This window comes from Wansuia hejianensis, assembly GCF_014337215.1.
GTDB classification, from domain to species: domain Bacteria; phylum Bacillota; class Clostridia; order Lachnospirales; family Lachnospiraceae; genus Scatomonas; species Scatomonas hejianensis.
Map to the genome: position 1 here is coordinate 3,600,716 of NZ_CP060635.1, position 16,992 is coordinate 3,617,707.

The window sequence follows — 16,992 nt, forward strand, 5'->3', positions numbered from 1 at the left end:
CCTGATTTTTTTCCCCTATTCCTTTTTTATCCATTGTGTTATACTGTCCTTAGGAATTTACAGAAAAGAGGAGAATGTTATGGGACTGAAGACAGATTCAATTTGCGTACAGGGCGGCTGGCAGCCGAAGAACGGTGAGCCCAGGATGCTGCCCATTTATCAGAGCACGACTTACCGTTATGAAACCAGTGAAGAGATGGGCGCCCTGTTTGATCTGGAAAAAGACGGATATTTTTATACCCGGCTGCAGAATCCTACCTGTGACATGGTGGCTGCCAAGATCTGTCAGCTGGAAGGAGGAGCCGCGGCGATGCTCACATCCTCCGGGCAGGCTGCGACGCTGATCGCCGTGACTAATATCTGCGAGGCGGGAGATCATGTGGTTTGCAGCGCGAAATGCTATGGAGGTACCTCCAATCTGCTGACAGTCACCCTGAGACGTTTTGGCCTGGAAGTGACCCTGGTAGATCCTGACGATCCGGCGGAAGAGATTGCGAAAGCGTTCCGAACAAATACCAAGGCTGTGTTTGCTGAGACGATTTCCAATCCGGCCGGTGTTGTGCTGGATATTGAAAAGTTTGTGAAGCTGGCTCATAGTCACGGTGTTCCCCTGATCTGCGATAATACCTTTGCCACGCCGGTGAATTGCCGTCCATTTGAGTGGGGAGTGGATATTGTGACTCATTCAACTACAAAATATATGGATGGCCATGGTATGGCGGTTGGAGGCGCCATCGTGGATTCCGGCAATTTTGACTGGACGGCGCATGCAGAGAAATTTCCCGGGCTGACGACTCCGGATGAGTCCTATCATGGAATTATATACACCCAGAGATTTGGAAAAGGCGCTTATATCCAGAAAGCGGTAGCCCAGATGATGAGAGACCTGGGGGCCTGCCAGTCGCCGCAGAATGCGTTTCTGACCAATGTGGGACTGGAGACTCTTCACCTGCGGGTTCCGCGTCACTGTGAGAATGCGGAAAAGGCGGCTGCGTTTTTGAAGAATCATCCGAAGGTGGAGTGGGTAGAGTATGCGGGCCTGCCGGGGGATCGCTATTATGAACTGGCACAGAAATACATGCCCAGGGGGACCTGCGGTGTGCTCTGTTTCGGGCCGAAGGGCGGAAAAGATGGCGCTATGAAGTTTACTAATAATTTGAAGATGGTAGCCATCGAAACCCATGTGGCTGACGCGAAATCCTGCGTACTGCATCCGGCCAGCCATACACACAGGCAGCTGAATGAAGAGCAGCTTAAGGAAGCAGGAGTGCTTCCGGATCTGATCCGGCTGTCCGTGGGTATCGAGGACGCAGAGGACATCATAGCGGATCTGGATCAGGCATTGAACGGTATTTAAACGGTTATTTTGGAGCAGTCATTTTTCAGGAGGCGTAATATGAATTTACAGGAAATCCAGAAAGAAACGGGTATTGACGCGCTGCTGGTTACGGACCCTTATAATATGAGGTATCTCTCCGGATTCCGGGGCGGTGAGGGCATACTCTACCTGTCAGGGAAACGGAGCGTGCTGATCACTGATTCCCGCTACACTGAGGCGGCCCGTCAGGAGAGCAGCTTTGATGTTCTGGAAGAGAACCAGGAACACAGGCGTCCGGAGTTGCTGCAGGCGTGCCTGGAACAGGATGGGGCGAGAACGGTGGGCTATGAGGATCAGTCTCTCCGCTGCTGTGAGTTTGACAGGTTCCGTGCAGAGCTTCCGCTGGTGAAGGAGTGGATTCCCCTCCAGGGGCAAATCGACCAACTGCGCCGGATTAAGACGCCGGAGGAGCAGGAGCTGTTGGCAAAAGCGGAGGCTATCGGGGATGCGGCTTTTGCAGAAATCCTGAAGATTCTGCGGCCTGGGATGACTGAGCTGGAAGCTGCGGCTGAGCTGGAATATCAGATGAAAAAGAATGGCGCTTCCGGGCTGTCCTTTGATACGATCATCGCCTCCGGAAAGAATTCATCCATGCCGCATGCGATTCCATCGGTCAAAAAGCTGGAGCGCGGCGATTTTATCACTATGGATTTTGGCTGCATGTATGAGGGTTACTGCTCTGATATGACGAGAACAGTGGTTCTGGGGAAAGCGGATGAAAAGCAGAAGGAGATCTACAACACAGTTCTGAAAGCCCAGAAGGAGGCTCTGTCAGTGATATGTGAAGGAATGACCGGGAAGGAGGTTGACCGGGTGGCACGGGATATCATTGAACGGGCAGGATACGGCAAGTGTTTTGGCCATGGGTTGGGGCACAGTGTCGGCTTGTTTATTCATGAAGAACCCAGACTTTCGCCGGCTGACAATACTGTGCTGGAGGCCGGTATGGCTGAGACAGTAGAGCCGGGAATCTATGTGCCGGGATTTGGCGGTGTCCGGATAGAAGATCTGGTTATTATAACGGAAGACGGTTGCCGGAATCTGACGAGATCCCCCAAGGAACTGATCGAGCTATGAACATTTGGCCCTCCGGCGCCGTGCGGTGTACAGCAGCGCGTTCAGGAATAGCGAAATTCCCCACTATTGCGGGAGCAGGACAGAAGAATAGTAAAACGGCTTGACATTTATGAACGGAAAACGTATGATTTTATTGAATCCTATCTGCCGCAGGACGGCGGACATAGAGAACAGGAGGATAATTTATGAGTAGAATTGACAAGTTTAAAGGTGTGATTCCGGCATTTTTTGCCTGCTACGATGAGAGCGGTGAAGTGAGTCCGGAGAGGGTCAGGGCGTTTACCCAGTTTCTGATTGACAAGGGTGTTAACGGGCTGTATGTAAATGGAAGCTCAGGAGAGTGCATCTACATGACCAAGGAAGAGCGTATGCTGGTTCTGGAGAATGTCATGGCTGTTGCGAAGGGGAAAATCACCGTGATCGCTCACATTGCTGCACTGTCCACCAGGGAAAGTGTTGAACTTGCAAAACATGCGGAGAAATGCGGTGCCGACGCGCTGGCGGCTCTGCCACCCTACTATTTTACACTTCCGGAATATGCGGTTGAGCAGTATTGGAAAGCGATGTTTGACGCCACTGACCTGCCTTTTATCATTTATAACATTCCGGGTACAACACAGTTTACTCTTTCCATGAACCTGTTCAATAAAATGAGGACCTATGATAAAGTGATTGGCGTGAAGAACTCTTCAATGCCCACTCAGGACATACAGAAGTTTAAATCGGCCGGAGGTGAAGATTTTGTGGTGTTTAACGGGCCCGACGAACAGTTTATTTCCGGCCGGGTGATCGGCGCGGATGCAGGTATCGGCGGTACATACGGTGTTATGCCCGAGCTGTTCCTGGCGGCGAATGCGGCGCTGGAAAACGGGGATATCAGAAAAGCCAGAGATATTCAGAACTCGATCAACGAGATCATCTACACAATGGTTTCCTGCAAAGGTAATCTGTACTCTGTCGAGAAAGAGATCCTGCGGCATCAGGGAATTGATATCGGGCAGGCACGGCTCCCGCTGCCTCCGTTCACCGAAGAAGATGTTCCGGTTATTGATCGGTGCGCAGAAATGATCGTGGCTGCAAAAGCGAAATTCTGCTGATATTTACAGTCATAGGGCGTGATATTAATGAGGCTGTCACAGAACTGGAATCTGAAGATTTCACGTTGTGGGGCAGCTCATTTTTTTGACAAGGAGGAATAGAGATGAAAAGATATCCCCGTGGAATTATGGCTACGGCTTGTATACCGTGGACGGAAGATTACTGCTTTGATGAACAGATGTTCCGGCAGGAGGTAGATCTGCTTTGTGACAATGGTCTGAAGAATATTTATCTCTATGGAACGGCAGGAGAAGGCTACAGTGTCAGCAATACGCAGTATCTGGAAATAGTAAAGGCATTTTACGAAGAGACTCGGTGCAGGCAGGGGGTGCGTCCGATGGTTGGAGTCATCAGCCTGTCTCCGGATGAAATACTCCGAAGAATCGACTGTGCGGCGGCGGCAGGGATCAGAGATTTTCAGATATCTTTTCCAGCCTGGGGAGCGGTGGGCGACAGTGAGGCCCTGACGTTTTTACACTATATCTGTGACAGGTTTCCGGAACTTTCTTTCATGCATTATAATAATGGACTTCGTTCCAGGAAGAAACTGGGAGGGAAGGATTACGAACGGATTTGCAGGGAAATTCCAAACCTTGTGGCAGTGAAGCATACGGCGGCCACTGTCTATGAGATACTGGATCTGATGGAACGGGATCTGCCTTTGCAGATATTTTTTCTGGAGGAAGCCTATGGCTATGCCAGCCTGACCGGAGAAGCCTCTCTTCTCATTTCTCTTGGGAATATCAATTACCGGCGGACACAGGAGTATTATCAGGCAGGAGTGGAGCAAGACACAGGGAAAGTGATACGGTTGGCCGGGGAGTTCCACAGATGCCTGGAGCTGGTAGGGCGCCTACCGGCAGGAAAAATGGATGGAGCCTATGATAAGCTATTTGTAAAATTTTCCCTGCCAGATTTCCCACAGAGGCTCTATCCGCCGTATGAGGGGATCAGCGATGAAGAATATGAGATTTTCAGGGCAGAAGTTGCAGCTGCACTTCCCCATTGGCTGGAAGAGATATAAGCGACTATTGAATTTCGGACATTTATAGCATAAAGTTGACGGTTTGCAGCATTGTCATTCGCGGTTCCTTTTGATATAGTGAGGCTGAAAGCAAAGATCCCTGCCATCATGGAGGGATCGGGGAGGGATGAAAAATGAGTGGACCGGGTGTTTTGGACTTCAGAATCGGGGAAGTCCGTTTTCAGATGTTGACCCTGGACCCGGATTTCGAGCCGAACAAAGAAGAGCTGTATCTCAGGCATCAGCACCAGTGTTTTGAGCTTCACTATGTGTACCGGGGGAAATGTGTGTTCGGCATTCGTGACGGAGAGTGCTGTGTTCAGAAGGGGGAGATATGCCTGATTCCGCCGGGGTTTTATCATTCAAACCGTGAAGTGTCCTCAGATCTGGGCAAGCTCTGTATCGGATTTGGAATGGAGGAGCCGGTAGCTGGATATTCTGACGAAGAGTCTCGCCGCCTGGAAAAAAAGCTTCTGTCACAGGGGGTGTTCGCCTGTGCAGCGGGGACCCTGGAACCGATGCTGGAGCAGATTCGCTCCATGTCGAGAAGAGAGGGATGGGATTTGGTCGCCAGGGAACAGCTGAAGGCTATGCTGATTCTGCTGCTTTCAGAGCTGTCCCGCCAGATTGGGCTTCTGCCCCATAAGGAAGAGGCCGGAAGAGGAAAGCCGGGGGACATCAGGAGGAATTTCCTGATTGAAGAGTTCTTTTGCCGTGATTTTAATCTGAGGGACGGCGACCGGATACTGGCTGATAAGCTCAGCGTAAGCAGCCGCCATCTGGATCGTATCCTCAAATCATTGTACGGCAAAAGCTATAGGGAAAAACTGATGGAGATCCGCCTGGAAGTATCCATAGATCTGCTGAATTCGACGAATATCAGCATTGCAGAAATTTCGGAGCTGGTAGGCTACAGTGCGCCGGCTAATTTCAGCGCCTTTATTAAAAGCACTACAGGAATGACGCCGACGCAGATACGTCAGATGAAAAGGACGCGTTGTGAGATCCTGAATGAAAAGTCCAGAACAGCGGGGGCATGTTAAAATGAACTGGTTAAAAAACAGGGAAGGTTATCCCTTTACCAACGGATTTCTGATCCGTCTGCTGCTGCCTGTCATGGCAGAGCTGGCACTGGTGAATATGATCGGGATTATTGATTCGATCATGGTCTCTGTGATCGGTGAGGAAGCAGTATCGGCGGTATCACTGGTGGATACTACCTTTTGCATGCTGACGCTTTTCTTCACCTCCCTGGCGAACGGAGCCGCTATCGTGTGCGGCCAGTTCCTGGGAGCAGGCAGGAAGAAAGAAGCCTGTGATTCGGCGGATCAGCTGTTCCTTTTCACAGTCCTGGCCTCGGTTGCTGCGGTTGTAGTGATGATGGCCTGCCGCACTTTGATATTCCGGGGAATCTATGGGTCCATAGAAGCAGATGTGGAATATAACGCGAATGTCTATATGACGGTTGTCGCGTTTTCAATTCCGTTTCTTTCTCTGTACAATGCGGGATCAGCAATGTTCCGCATGATGGAAGACTCTGCAACGCCTATGAAGATGTCGCTGCTCATGAACGGCATTCACATCCCGCTGAATGCGGTGTTGCTTTACGGGTTCCATTTCGGCATTGAGGGAGCTGCCCTATCAACGCTGGTATCCAGAGGCGTCACGAGTATTCTTATGATTGCGCTTTTGAGAAACCAGGGCCGTCTGCTACATCTGTCAAGGAGGCCGGTACTGAGATTCAGATGGGACCTCTTAAAACGTATTTTTCATATCGGTGTGCCGAATGGAATTGAAAACGGCATTTTCCAGCTGGGGACGATTCTTCTGCTGTCTCTGACCAGCACCTTCGGAACGGCGGCCATTGCGGCAAACGCGGTCTCCAATACGGTTGCGGTCTTCCAGACGCTGGCGGGTGAAGCTGTTGGTTATGTGATGCTGACGGTGGCAGCCCACTGTGTGGGAGCAGGGAAATATGAACAGGTCAGATTTTATGCCAAAAAGCTGCTTGGATTTTCCTACCTTATGGTGGCAGGGATTAATCTTCTGATTCTGTTTCTGATGCCGGTAATACTGAGGATTTACCACCTGTCGCCGTCGACGGGGGAACTGACCCGGCAGATTATTATCATGATGGGGCTGTTCAGCGTGACGCTCTGGCCGGTGGGCTTTAACCTGCCGAATGTGCTCAGGGCAGCCAATGATGTTAAGTTCTGCCTGTGGAGCTCTATCATATGTGTCTGGCTGTTCCGCGTGGTATTCAGCTTCATTCTGGGGCAATATCTGGGAATGGGCATATTGGGAGTAAAGATAGCAATGGTTATTGACTGGGCGGTCAGGTTCACCCTGGTGCTGCTGCGGTATGTGCATGGCAAATGGCAGAGGCAGATGGCGGTGGGAACGACCTGAACCGGCTGACAATCAGACAGACTGGAGAGAAACTATGAAGCCGGTCATAGAAGATGGGTAGCTGAATTCTCTTATATTCAAGGTAACTCCTCTGATGAGGATCATTTCTTATAGAAAAAGGAGAATTCAGAATGAATGAAATAGAGAGAATCAGCAGCCTGGAAAGAAAATATCTGGATGATTTTTTGAATGGGCAGTTCAAAAGCGCCACCTCTTATTCTATGGTCACGGCGCTTGAAAAGAAGTTTGCAGATAAATTTCAGGTGAACCATGCGGTAGCTATGGTGAATGGAACCTGCACCCTGCACATCGCTCTGGAGGCGGCAGGTGTGGGGATGGGAGACGAGGTCATCTGCCCGCCTCTCACCATGAGCAGCACATCGTTGGCTGTGTTGATGGCAAATGCTGTTCCGGTATTCGCCGATGTGGATCCGGAGACCTTTTTGCTGTCACCGGAGTCTGTCCGGAAGAAAATTACCGTGCGGACAAAAGCGATTATTCCGGTGGCCCTGTACGGTCTTACGCCGGACTATGATGAAATCATGAAAATAGCCGGTGAATATGGACTGACAGTAATAGAAGACGATGCCCAGTGCTTTGAAGGTACATATAAGGGACGGCTGGCCGGAGGCCTGGGACATATGGCTTCCTTCAGTTTTCAGACCTCCAAACACATGACCTGCGGGGAAGGCGGTATGCTGATTACGAATGATGACGAACTGGCCTTGAAGATCCGCAGGTATTCCGGGCTGGGTTATGCCGGAATCACGCCTGGAAAAGGAAGGATCACGAGAGATGAAATTCAGGACCCGGAATATGAACGCCATCTGGTTCTGGGCTGGAATTACAGAATGTCAGACTTGTGCGGGGCAGTCGCCCTGGGACAGCTGGAGAGGCTGGATGAGCTGGTCGGCGCCCGCGTCCGCGCGGCCGGGCACTTTCTGGAAGCGGTGGAAGGCTGTACCTGGCTGAAGCCTCAGAAGGTGCCGGAAGGCAGCCGGCATGTCTACTGGTGCCTTCCGCTTTTGCTGGATACAGAGAAGGTGGGGTGGAGAGAATTCCGGGGAAAATTCATGGAGCTGGGAGGCGACGGCATATACGGAGCCTGGAAGCTGTCATATATGGAGCCGGCTTTCCGTAACCACGCGTTCCTGGGAAGAGAGAAGCTGGTGGAAGCTTTCGGGGACTATCCTTACGGTCCGGGCCTGTGCCCTGTGGCTGAAGACCTGCAGCCCAGAATCCTCCAGTTTAAGACGGATTACTGGAAGGAAGAGGATGCGGTCCGCCAGGCGGATATCCTCAGAAAAACCATTGATTATTTCTGATGATTATAAAAGCCGGCTATTCTACAACAGGCAGAGCTTTTACGGCAAATATAGAAATTCAGACGTCATTCGGAAAAAGTAGGCAGGCCCTGAAATTGTAACGGGGGGAATATCCTGTTATAGTGAAAACAAGCCACATGTGGAAAAAACAAGGAGGACAGGATATGGGGAATAAAACACAGGAAAAGTATAAGAGAGCAAAAGAGCTGATCCCGGGAGGAGTGCAGCTTTTGAGCAAGAGCCCGGAGCAGTTTGCCCCCGGACAGTGGCCGGGTTATTTTGCGAAAGCAAAGGGCTGTGAAGTGTGGGATCTGGATGGAAACCACTATTACGATATGACGACAAATGGAATCGGGGCCTGTATGCTGGGCTTTGCCGATCCGGATGTATCCGCGGCGGTGATCCGCCGGGTAGAGAACGGTTCCATGTGTACTTTAAATCCGCCGGAAGAAGTAGAGCTGGCCGAGCGGCTGATTGGAATACATCCATGGGCAGAACAGGCCAGATTTGCCAGGACGGGCGGGGAGTGCGCCGCCATGGCTGTGCGGATAGCAAGAGCGACGACGGGGCGTCAGATGGTGGCCGTCTGCGGATACAGCGGATGGCATGACTGGTATCTCGCGGCAAACCTGGGAGAGGATGATTCTCTCTGCGGCCATCTGCTTCCGGGCCTGAAGCCCGCCGGCGTGCCGAAAAATCTCAGAAATACTACCGTCACCTTCCACTTTAATAACCGGGAAGAATTTGACCAGGTGATGGATCAATACGGAGACCAGCTGGCATGCGTCATTATGGAACCGGTCAGGAATGAGCTGCCCAAGGATCAGTTCCTTCAGCATGTCCGAGACCGGATTCACAGAGCGGGCGGCCTGTTGATCTATGATGAGATCACTATTGGCTGGCGGTATACTTTTGGAGGGTCCCATCTGGTGCTGGGGGTTCAACCGGATCTGGCTACCTACGCGAAAGCGCTGGGCAACGGACATCCGATCGCAGCGGTCATAGGGACAAAGGCCGCCATGGAAGGAGCGAACTTTTCCTTCATCAGCAGCACCTATTGGACAGAATCCATAGGGCCGGCGGCGGCTCTGGCTACTCTGGATAAGATGGAAAAGACCAGGGCATGGGAATACGTCCAGGACTGTGGCGCGAAAGTTGCGGAATACTGGAAGGATTTAGGGGAGGCCCACGGTCTTCCGGTCCATGTGGAAAATGAGATCACAAGCCTTGCCCACTTCGCATTTACGGAACATCCTATGGAGCTGAAGACACTTTATACAGTTCTCATGCTGAAAAAAGGATTTTTGGGAAATACGGCGATTTATCCGACGCTGGCGCATACGCCTGAGGTTCTAGAATTGTACCGCAAAGCCGTAGATGAAGTCTTTGGCGAGATAGCAGACATTCTGAAAAAAGGGAACCTTGAAGAAGCCATCGGAGGACCGGTGTGCGTGTCGGGTTTCAAGCGCCTGAATTAAAACATCCAGGTTCCTCACGATTGACGGGATAGGAGTTGGAACAGGCTAGCTATTTATTTTAAGGCCATACATAATTAATATATAGCCATACTATGAGCGCCCCAGACGCCGGAGATCCGGCAGCTGGGGCGCAGCCCTTGTCAGGAAAGGATTAACAGAATCCAGAACCGGGCGTGTGTACCGGGGAGGTTAGCCGGCGTATTTCTCCGGGTGTATGCCCGGTTTCCTTTTTTATAAAGGAACAGAAGCTGGCCGGGTTGCTGTAACCGGTGAGCTCGGAAATAGCAGCTACGGATTTGTCAGAGAATTTCAGCAAATCCAGTGAAACCTCCAACCGAATTTCCAGAAGTTTTTCCCGATAGCTTTTCCCGTACAGTGATTTCAAAATGCGGTCCAGCTGGCGGCTGCTGATATGAAGCTGTCCCGCAAGGACCTGATCGCCTCCGCGGAGGTGAAAGTTATTGTTGAAGAATTCATCAATCATGTAATTCCGTTTCAGATCAATGGTGATGCCACTGTCTCTTGTGGCCGGAGGAACCGGTCCGATCTGACGCGCCAGCTCCAGCAGCAGCAGAGAAAGGAGGCAGCGCAGTTCCTCACGGGCAAAAAATTCAGGCTGGCTGCTCATGGTGGTCTGCAGGATTCTCTGAAGCGTATTCTGCAGACGTGAAGCGGGCCCGGTGAATACCCGAAAAGACTGAAACGGCCTCAGAACAGCGGATAAGCTGTCTGCCTCGGCGTCAGGCGGCAAAGAAAGTTCAAAACCAATACACATCTTCTTCAGATCCGGAGAAGTAGACTTAATGGAATGATAATTATCCGGCGCGATCAGACAGAGATTCCCGGCTTCCACCACGAAAGAATCTGCATCCGCGAGAAATGTACAGCTGCCCTCCCGCACATAATGAAGCTCGAAGTGCTGGTGGCGGTGCCTAAAATATGAAGTTTCCGAAGGCTGTTGATATTCCGCGGAAAACGTAATCAGCCTTCCGGGTACGCCCCCGGCATTAAATTCCAGCATAAAAAGATGTTCCATGAGCACCTCCAGATGTATGTCTCTATCCTATTATATATGAAATCTTCAAAAAAACAAGAAAATTGCTTCCAAATAGTCGGGGAGGGGGATTTGGATACCCGGACGAAAGGCTGAGGGGAGGCGGGGCGGAACAGGGGCGGCGCCATGGAAGGCTTCGGCCTGAAGTTCTGCTAAGCGGCCATCAGCGCCTACAGGGAGGTACCAGGGCAAGTCCGGTAGAAAGACTGATGTCTTTCTATCCTCCGTGCCCTTCAGGTATTGTGCTTGAGGCACAATACCTGCCCTCCCTTCCGGCGCTGCTGCCCGCTAAGCAGAACTAATCAGGCCTGCAGAAATCCATGGCGCCGTCCCTGTTCCGCCCCGCCTCCCCCCACCCTTTCTGGTGATCTAAACGCTTCACCCGGGTTCTCCGAAAGTGTCATCGGTATGGTTTCAGACAGTAATCAGTGGCTGATTGTAATCTATTGGCGCCAGTATTTCTTTATTAAATACTGAAATATACCGTCTGAGGACACCGGGGTTCCACCTCTGGCAGGACGCAACCGCTGAAGCTCTCCCGCTGCTTTTCGTCCGGGTATCCACCCCACTCACCATAAACCCACTATATTGTGATTTCCGGACGTGAAAAAGTGTAAGTCGGCAACTGAAAGGATTGTCTCAAAAGCAATATTTTGCTATAGTTAATTCATAGAGACACGGAGGAATTCAGATGGATCATGTGTATATGCTGGATTTTCGAATTGAGGAAATTCCTTGTCAGCTGATTACAATTTCACCGGATTACCGGGCGCAGATTGAGGCTCCTTATTACAGGCATCAACATCAGTATTTTGAGCTGCATTATGTCTATGAGGGAGAGTGTGAGCTTGACATAGGGGATCGTATTCATGAGATGCATAAGGACGAAATATGCCTGATTGCGCCCGGCATTTATCATTCTGTCAAGTCGCAGCCTGATACTGCAGGCAGGCTGTGTATAGGTTTCGAAGTGCCCAGGCCTTCTCTGGAATATAAGAACAGAGAGGCGGTTATGCTGTTGGAAACTTTGAACTCTCTGGATGTTTTCAGGGGGGAAGCGGGGGATACTTCACAGATCCTGCGGAGAATCCAGGAGGCCTCAGGGAAGAGTATACATAAGCTGGTGGTTCGGGAAGAACTGAGGGCCTTGTCTGAGATTCTGGTGCTGGAGCTGTCTCAGAAGATTAACCGGAAGCTTTTGACAGATCCGTCCGGCGATCCGGAGTTGGAGAGAATCTGCCGGAATTACAAAATAGGAGAGTTTTTTAATAACAGCTTTTATCTGCGGGATGGAGATGAAATATTGGCTGCGGAGCTGGGTGTCAGCAGACGGCAGCTGAACCGCATTCTGAACGAGCAATACGGGATGAATTACAGGGAGAAAATGAATGAGGTTCGTCTGGAAATATCAACAGACCTGTTGAAGTCGACGCAGAAAAGTATTGGCGAGATCAGTGAGCTTATGGGGTACAGCTGTACCGCCAATTTCTGCTCTTTTGTGAAAAAGATGGCCGGAAAGACACCGCTTGAGATCCGGAAAGAGAGCAAGAGACAGACAGTTAAAGAATCAAACACTTACAGAAGTGTATGAATTAAGAAGAAAATTTAGATTTAGGAGGATGAGAGAATGGCAGACAAAGTATTAAAAGGTGATGCTTCAGGCAGAGGACAGGTGGAAGGCTTCCGGGTTTCCATTCCGGCAAGGCAGCATCCGTATACGGAAGAGGAGATCGCTACCGTAGTGGATGTTATGCGTAACTGCGAGTGCCAGACACAGGGGCCGAAGCTGGCCCAGTTTCAGAAGGATTTCGCTGAATTTACAGGCGCAAATCACGCATTTGCGGTAGACAATGCGACAAATGCTCTTTCTCTGGCAGCTACCCTCTGCGGTATTCAGGAAGGGGATGAAGTGATCATTTCCGCGTATACCTTCTGTGCGAGCGCAATACCATTTGGAAAAGCAGGGGCTAAGATCGTATGGGGCGACATAGATCCCGAGACCTGGACCATCGACCCGAAGGATATCGAGAGAAAGATCACACCGAAGACAAAAGCGATTGTTGCCGTTCACCTTCTTGGGATGCCGGCAAATATGCCAGAGATCATGAAGATTGCCAAAGCACACAACCTGAAGGTGGTAGAAGACTGTGCGCAGGCTTTGGATGCAAGAATCAACGGCCAGCATGTGGGAACCTTTGGCGATTATGGATGCTTCAGCTTCCATGGTGCGAAGACCATGACTACCCTGGGAGAGGGCGGAGTGCTTCTGGTAAAGAGTGACGACGATGCAAAACTGGTACCGGGAATCCGTCACAACGGCTGTACCGGTTTCAATTATCCGAGAGAGCGGTACTGGGTGCCGGCTATGAGCAATGTGGATCTGGACATTGAAGGCTTCTGGCCCAACAATTTCTGTATCGGAGAAGCTCAGTGCGCGCTGGGAAGCGTATCCCTGAAATCTCTGAAAAAGAATACAGATACGATCATCGCAACGAATGAAAGGCTTCGTGAGCTTCTGAAGGATGTACCGGAAATCAGCTTTAACAAGATTCCGGAAGGATACCGTCATGTGAGACATCAGTGGATTCAGCATTTTGACGGCAGCGCGTTCGGCAAGGACCGGAATGATCTTCTGGATCTGATGACCGGAAAATACGGTATCCGCTGTATTACACAATATTATCCGCTGTACCGTTACCCGCTGTTCCAGAAGCTGGGGGCCGGCGAGTTTGACTGCCCGGTGCTTGAGAGCTGGTGGGATAATTCCTTCAGCGTGCCGATGTGGTGCGGAATGCCGGATGAAGTTCTGGTAACTATTGCGGATTCTTTGAAGGCGGCGATTGCCGATCTGAAAAAATAATATAGGGGGGCATAAGATTGGAATATAGAAAAATTCCGGGTACGGATCTGAATGTCAGCACGATCACGCTGGGAACTATGACCTATGGATCACCGGTACCCTTTGAGGATGCTGTCAGGCTGACGGAATATGCGGTGAGCCAGGGAATCAATATCATCGATACAGCTAACATGTATGAAGGATATAACCGGACGCCGGGAAGCAGCGGTGGAGTTGCTGAGGAAATTATAGGTGCTTTTCTGAAAAAATATGATAGAAACAAAGTAGTGATTGCGACCAAGCTTGGCATGAAAGTGGGAGATGCCCCGGAGGACGAGGGGACCAGTGCGGCCGCCATTGATAAACATCTGGAACTGAGCATGAGACGGATGCAGACAGATTATGTGGACATTTACTATCTTCACAAACCAGACCCGGATTCGTCCCTGGAAGATACTCTGACGACAATGAACCGGAAAATCAAAGAAGGCAAAGTACGGTATTACGGCGTCAGCAATTATAATGCTGCTCAGCTGTCTGAGCTGATTCAGACGGCGGACCGCCTGGATGTGGCGCGCCCTGTTATATGCGAACCTCCCTTAAGCCTGTTGAAACAGGAAGCGCTGGAGGAACTGTTGCCGCTGTGTGCTAAGGAAAATATTGCTGTGACACCTTATCAGATTTTCCAGGGCGGCCTTTTGACCGGTAAATACCACAGAGGCGCGCAGGCGCCTGAAGGCTCCAGAGGAAGTGAAATGCCCGGATGGCTCTGGAAGCTGGAGGATGGCCTGTACGACCAGCTGGAAGCGATTGAAGCAGAAGCGGCAAAAGAAGGCTGCACAATGCTTGAATATGCGATTCGTTGGACGCTGCGCCAGCCGGCAGTAGTATCTGCTATAGTAGGAGTAAAGAAAACGTCGCAGATCGATGCGGCCGTTAAGGCATAAGCATCTTAAGCCGTAAAAACTAACGGGATTCTTTCTGCCCGGAAAAATAAGGCAGAAAAGAATCCCGTTTTGTATCTTGAGAACAGCAATTACTCCGGAGCCCGGGTGTCCAGGTAACGTTGATAGTCCCGCCGGAGATGCTGTTCCATGAGCGTTTTAGCCAGATCTGCCTCATGGGCCTTTATGGCCTGAAGGATGGCTTCATGGTCACCGATTCCCCGCTGGTAGACCTCCATCGTCAGGAAATCCAGATCTCTCTGACTGAGCAGCTGGGTCTCGATTGAGTGGTAGAATCCGCTCAATATCTTATTGCCGGCGGCTTCAGCAATTTTCCGGTGGAACAGGTAGCCCTGTTTCATCAGTTCTTCTTTAGAAGTGCAGCCGTGCATGACTTTCAGAATACCGTCCATTGCAGAGAGATCAGAAGCATCTGCGCGCCTGGCTGCCAGGTAGGCCATGTAGCTTTCCAGGGCCAGCCTTGTCTCGATCAGATCGGTCATGTATTTTTCGTCTGACATTATGGTGAACAGTTCGTTCAGGCAAATGGCATGGAGGGCATTGCCTGTGACGAAGGTGCCCCTGCCAGGTGAAGAAGTCAGGATACCGGTCATCTGGAGGCTTTTAATCGCTTCCCGCACCGAATTGCGGCCCACGTGAAACTGTGCGGCCAGTTCATTCTCAGTGGGAATCCTCATGCCTTCTTCCCAGGTGCCGGTCTTGATCAGCTCCTTGATCTGGCGTGAAACATCTTCATATAATTTGGATTTTACAATCGGCTGTATCATGCTAGCTTCCTCATTTCTACCCGGAGGGTGTGTTGTATTAAATCAATGAATGATACTCACAGGTCACCCCGTAATGCATGCCCTATGGGTATACTCCAGAGTCCCGCAACATATGCCTGCGCTTGTCAGGGCGTGCATTGCGGGGATACATTGAAGTATAACATATGAGGAAGCGTAACATCAAGGGTAACTATGCCATATCCACGGTGGGAACGGCTTCTCCGATTTCTTCAAGCCGGCGGCAGATCAGGGCTGCACAGGCGGCGTCATGGGCGCCTATTCCGATCAGGGCGGTCAGTATCCGCTCATCAGAGGAGGTTCGGCCGGATTTTGTTCCCGCTATGATGTCAGGCAGTTCGGCGCAGAAGGACTGAGCGGTTATTTCTCCTTTGGCGGCCATTTCCGCAAAGCCTCCGCGGTGAAGGGCCTGGCCGATATGGTCTGTTACCAGCTTGTCGGAGCAGCGCATCAGTTCTTCAGATACTTCTGTATAGGAACCCATGGTCATGACCAGCGCGCCCTTTTTCACCCAGGATTCCTGAACCAGAGGAGCGTTTGCGGTGGTTACTGTGATAATAATGTCGCTTCCCAGACAGGCAGTCTGATTGTCTTCACAGGATACCAGCTTAAAGTTGGCATCCGGAAATCTGGATATAAACTGTTCTCTTGCTGCCGGGTTCAGATCGCAGATCCGTACTTCCTTCAGATCGAGTATTTTGGACATGCACAGCAGGGAGTGGTAGCCCTGGTTGCCGGCTCCGATGATAGTGACCACATCTGTGGACGCAGCCAGGTATTTAGCTGCGATGGCCGGCTGGGCGCCTGTGCGGAGGTCAGAAATATAATCTCCCGCAACCAGTGCCCGGAGACTGCCGGTGCGAGGATCGCTCAACAGCACCTTGGCCCGGATGAAGGGCATGCCGTGTTTGGGATTATCCTCAAATCCGCCGACCCATTTAATGCCTGCAAGATCTGTCTGCCGTATGTAAGAGGGCATAGAATTATACCAGCCTTTTATGCCGGCATTGGCCATATCCAGGGTGATTTTGGAGGGCATGATCACTTCTCCGCGGCCATATTCAAGCCATGTTTCTTCTACACAGTGGATTGCGTCCTCCGGCGTCAGGTGTTTTCGTACCAGACTTTCACTGATTACCATAACATTTTCTTGCATGAGATTATCCTCCTTTAATTAAAACCTGCCTGATTTCAGGATCGGGGAAATGATATGTCCAATCATCCTACAATCCTATCAATAGAGTAGCCGATATCTGGATTTTCGTCAAGTGATTTTATAAATTTTCCATATATTTCTGAATGCTCAGGGATAGCGGTTGTATTGCGCCTGGCGGACAAAAGTATTTTTTGACGGAACAGATTTGAAGAAAAATCGTTGACAAATATAGTTGTAAGTGTTAGAATTATCTTATCAGAAAAGTACAATTGAATACATTACTCAGCAAAGGTGCATAAAGTATTTATAAAAGAACGATATATTTATGCGCTTTTTTTAAACCATTCTAACACTCACTCCCACTAAAAAGGGAGCTTTTATGTAATGAATTGTATATCGATTGT

14 protein-coding genes are annotated in these 16,992 nt (G+C 50.5%); 11 read left to right on the forward strand and 3 right to left on the reverse strand.

The genetic code is table 11. The features are described 5' to 3' along the window. The first annotated feature begins 79 nt into the window (after window positions 1–79). The 8 genes from H9Q79_RS16495 to H9Q79_RS16530 all read left to right on the forward strand — a co-directional run bounded on the left by H9Q79_RS16495 (window position 80) and on the right by H9Q79_RS16530 (window position 9,789). Window positions 80–1,357, forward strand: coding sequence for an O-acetylhomoserine aminocarboxypropyltransferase/cysteine synthase family protein (locus tag H9Q79_RS16495; protein WP_249328754.1), 1,278 nt, complete (start codon window positions 80–82; stop codon window positions 1,355–1,357). Window positions 1,358–1,396: 39 nt separating this feature from the next. Beyond that, on the forward strand, window positions 1,397–2,455 hold the full coding sequence (locus H9Q79_RS16500; RefSeq protein WP_118644803.1) for a M24 family metallopeptidase: 1,059 nt from the start codon (window positions 1,397–1,399) through the stop codon (window positions 2,453–2,455). A gap of 185 nt (window positions 2,456–2,640) precedes the next feature. Further along, entirely contained in the window at window positions 2,641–3,552 is a 912-nt protein-coding gene (locus tag H9Q79_RS16505) for a dihydrodipicolinate synthase family protein (protein ID WP_118644801.1), read from the forward strand. 104 nt (window positions 3,553–3,656) lie between these two features. Further along, a complete protein-coding gene (locus H9Q79_RS16510; protein WP_118644799.1) occupies window positions 3,657–4,577 on the forward strand; it encodes a dihydrodipicolinate synthase family protein in 921 nt (306 codons plus the stop codon). A gap of 134 nt (window positions 4,578–4,711) precedes the next feature. After that, window positions 4,712–5,620, forward strand: a complete 909-nt coding sequence (locus H9Q79_RS16515; RefSeq protein ID WP_118644797.1) for an AraC family transcriptional regulator — start codon at window positions 4,712–4,714, stop codon at window positions 5,618–5,620. A 1-nt stretch (window position 5,621) separates the two neighbouring features. After that, window positions 5,622–6,986 (forward strand): MATE family efflux transporter, encoded by a 1,365-nt coding sequence (locus tag H9Q79_RS16520; protein ID WP_249328755.1) that lies wholly within the window; start codon window positions 5,622–5,624, stop codon window positions 6,984–6,986. Window positions 6,987–7,117: 131 nt separating this feature from the next. Further along, window positions 7,118–8,311, forward strand: coding sequence for a DegT/DnrJ/EryC1/StrS family aminotransferase (locus H9Q79_RS16525; RefSeq protein ID WP_249328756.1), 1,194 nt, complete (start codon window positions 7,118–7,120; stop codon window positions 8,309–8,311). 164 nt (window positions 8,312–8,475) lie between these two features. Continuing rightward, window positions 8,476–9,789, forward strand: a complete 1,314-nt coding sequence (locus H9Q79_RS16530) for an aminotransferase class III-fold pyridoxal phosphate-dependent enzyme (protein ID WP_118644789.1) — start codon at window positions 8,476–8,478, stop codon at window positions 9,787–9,789. A gap of 151 nt (window positions 9,790–9,940) precedes the next feature. Here the strand turns inward: H9Q79_RS16530 and H9Q79_RS16535 are convergent, their stop codons facing one another. Further along, window positions 9,941–10,825, reverse strand: a complete 885-nt coding sequence (locus H9Q79_RS16535) for an AraC family transcriptional regulator (RefSeq protein ID WP_118644787.1) — start codon at window positions 10,823–10,825, stop codon at window positions 9,941–9,943. Between the two features lie 709 nt (window positions 10,826–11,534). Between H9Q79_RS16535 and H9Q79_RS16540 the strand changes: the two genes are divergently transcribed. Genes H9Q79_RS16540 through H9Q79_RS16550 form a run of 3 tightly spaced genes read left to right on the forward strand, consistent with a single transcriptional unit; the run spans window position 11,535 to window position 14,629 of the window. Next, entirely contained in the window at window positions 11,535–12,434 is a 900-nt protein-coding gene (locus H9Q79_RS16540; protein ID WP_249328757.1) for an AraC family transcriptional regulator, read from the forward strand. A 36-nt stretch (window positions 12,435–12,470) separates the two neighbouring features. Next, entirely contained in the window at window positions 12,471–13,703 is a 1,233-nt protein-coding gene (locus H9Q79_RS16545) for a DegT/DnrJ/EryC1/StrS family aminotransferase (RefSeq protein WP_118646379.1), read from the forward strand. Between the two features lie 17 nt (window positions 13,704–13,720). Next, window positions 13,721–14,629 carry an aldo/keto reductase gene (locus H9Q79_RS16550; protein WP_249328758.1) on the forward strand — a complete coding sequence of 303 codons (909 nt, stop codon included), beginning with the start codon at window positions 13,721–13,723 and terminating at the stop codon, window positions 14,627–14,629. 89 nt (window positions 14,630–14,718) lie between these two features. Here H9Q79_RS16550 and H9Q79_RS16555 read toward each other — a convergent pair whose 3' ends face one another. Continuing rightward, on the reverse strand, window positions 14,719–15,414 hold the full coding sequence (locus H9Q79_RS16555; protein ID WP_118646373.1) for a FadR/GntR family transcriptional regulator: 696 nt from the start codon (window positions 15,412–15,414) through the stop codon (window positions 14,719–14,721). A 190-nt stretch (window positions 15,415–15,604) separates the two neighbouring features. Further along, entirely contained in the window at window positions 15,605–16,588 is a 984-nt protein-coding gene (locus tag H9Q79_RS16560) for an ornithine cyclodeaminase family protein (protein ID WP_118646371.1), read from the reverse strand. Window positions 16,589–16,992 lie beyond the last annotated feature (404 nt).

Excerpts from the sequence above, each read along its gene's own strand:
- H9Q79_RS16495 (WP_249328754.1), top strand. The coding sequence starts at position 80 with ATGGGACTGAAGACAGATTCAATTTGCGTACAGGGCGGCTGGCAGCCG.
- H9Q79_RS16500 (WP_118644803.1), top strand. The coding sequence starts at position 1,397 with ATGAATTTACAGGAAATCCAGAAAGAAACGGGTATTGACGCGCTGCTG.
- H9Q79_RS16505 (WP_118644801.1), top strand. The coding sequence starts at position 2,641 with ATGAGTAGAATTGACAAGTTTAAAGGTGTGATTCCGGCATTTTTTGCC.
- H9Q79_RS16510 (WP_118644799.1), top strand. The coding sequence starts at position 3,657 with ATGAAAAGATATCCCCGTGGAATTATGGCTACGGCTTGTATACCGTGG.
- H9Q79_RS16515 (WP_118644797.1), top strand. The coding sequence starts at position 4,712 with ATGAGTGGACCGGGTGTTTTGGACTTCAGAATCGGGGAAGTCCGTTTT.
- H9Q79_RS16520 (WP_249328755.1), top strand. The coding sequence starts at position 5,622 with ATGAACTGGTTAAAAAACAGGGAAGGTTATCCCTTTACCAACGGATTT.
- H9Q79_RS16525 (WP_249328756.1), top strand. The coding sequence starts at position 7,118 with ATGAATGAAATAGAGAGAATCAGCAGCCTGGAAAGAAAATATCTGGAT.
- H9Q79_RS16530 (WP_118644789.1), top strand. The coding sequence starts at position 8,476 with ATGGGGAATAAAACACAGGAAAAGTATAAGAGAGCAAAAGAGCTGATC.
- H9Q79_RS16535 (WP_118644787.1), bottom strand. The coding sequence starts at position 10,825 with ATGGAACATCTTTTTATGCTGGAATTTAATGCCGGGGGCGTACCCGGA.
- H9Q79_RS16540 (WP_249328757.1), top strand. The coding sequence starts at position 11,535 with ATGGATCATGTGTATATGCTGGATTTTCGAATTGAGGAAATTCCTTGT.
- H9Q79_RS16545 (WP_118646379.1), top strand. The coding sequence starts at position 12,471 with ATGGCAGACAAAGTATTAAAAGGTGATGCTTCAGGCAGAGGACAGGTG.
- H9Q79_RS16555 (WP_118646373.1), bottom strand. The coding sequence starts at position 15,414 with ATGATACAGCCGATTGTAAAATCCAAATTATATGAAGATGTTTCACGC.
- H9Q79_RS16560 (WP_118646371.1), bottom strand. The coding sequence starts at position 16,588 with ATGCAAGAAAATGTTATGGTAATCAGTGAAAGTCTGGTACGAAAACAC.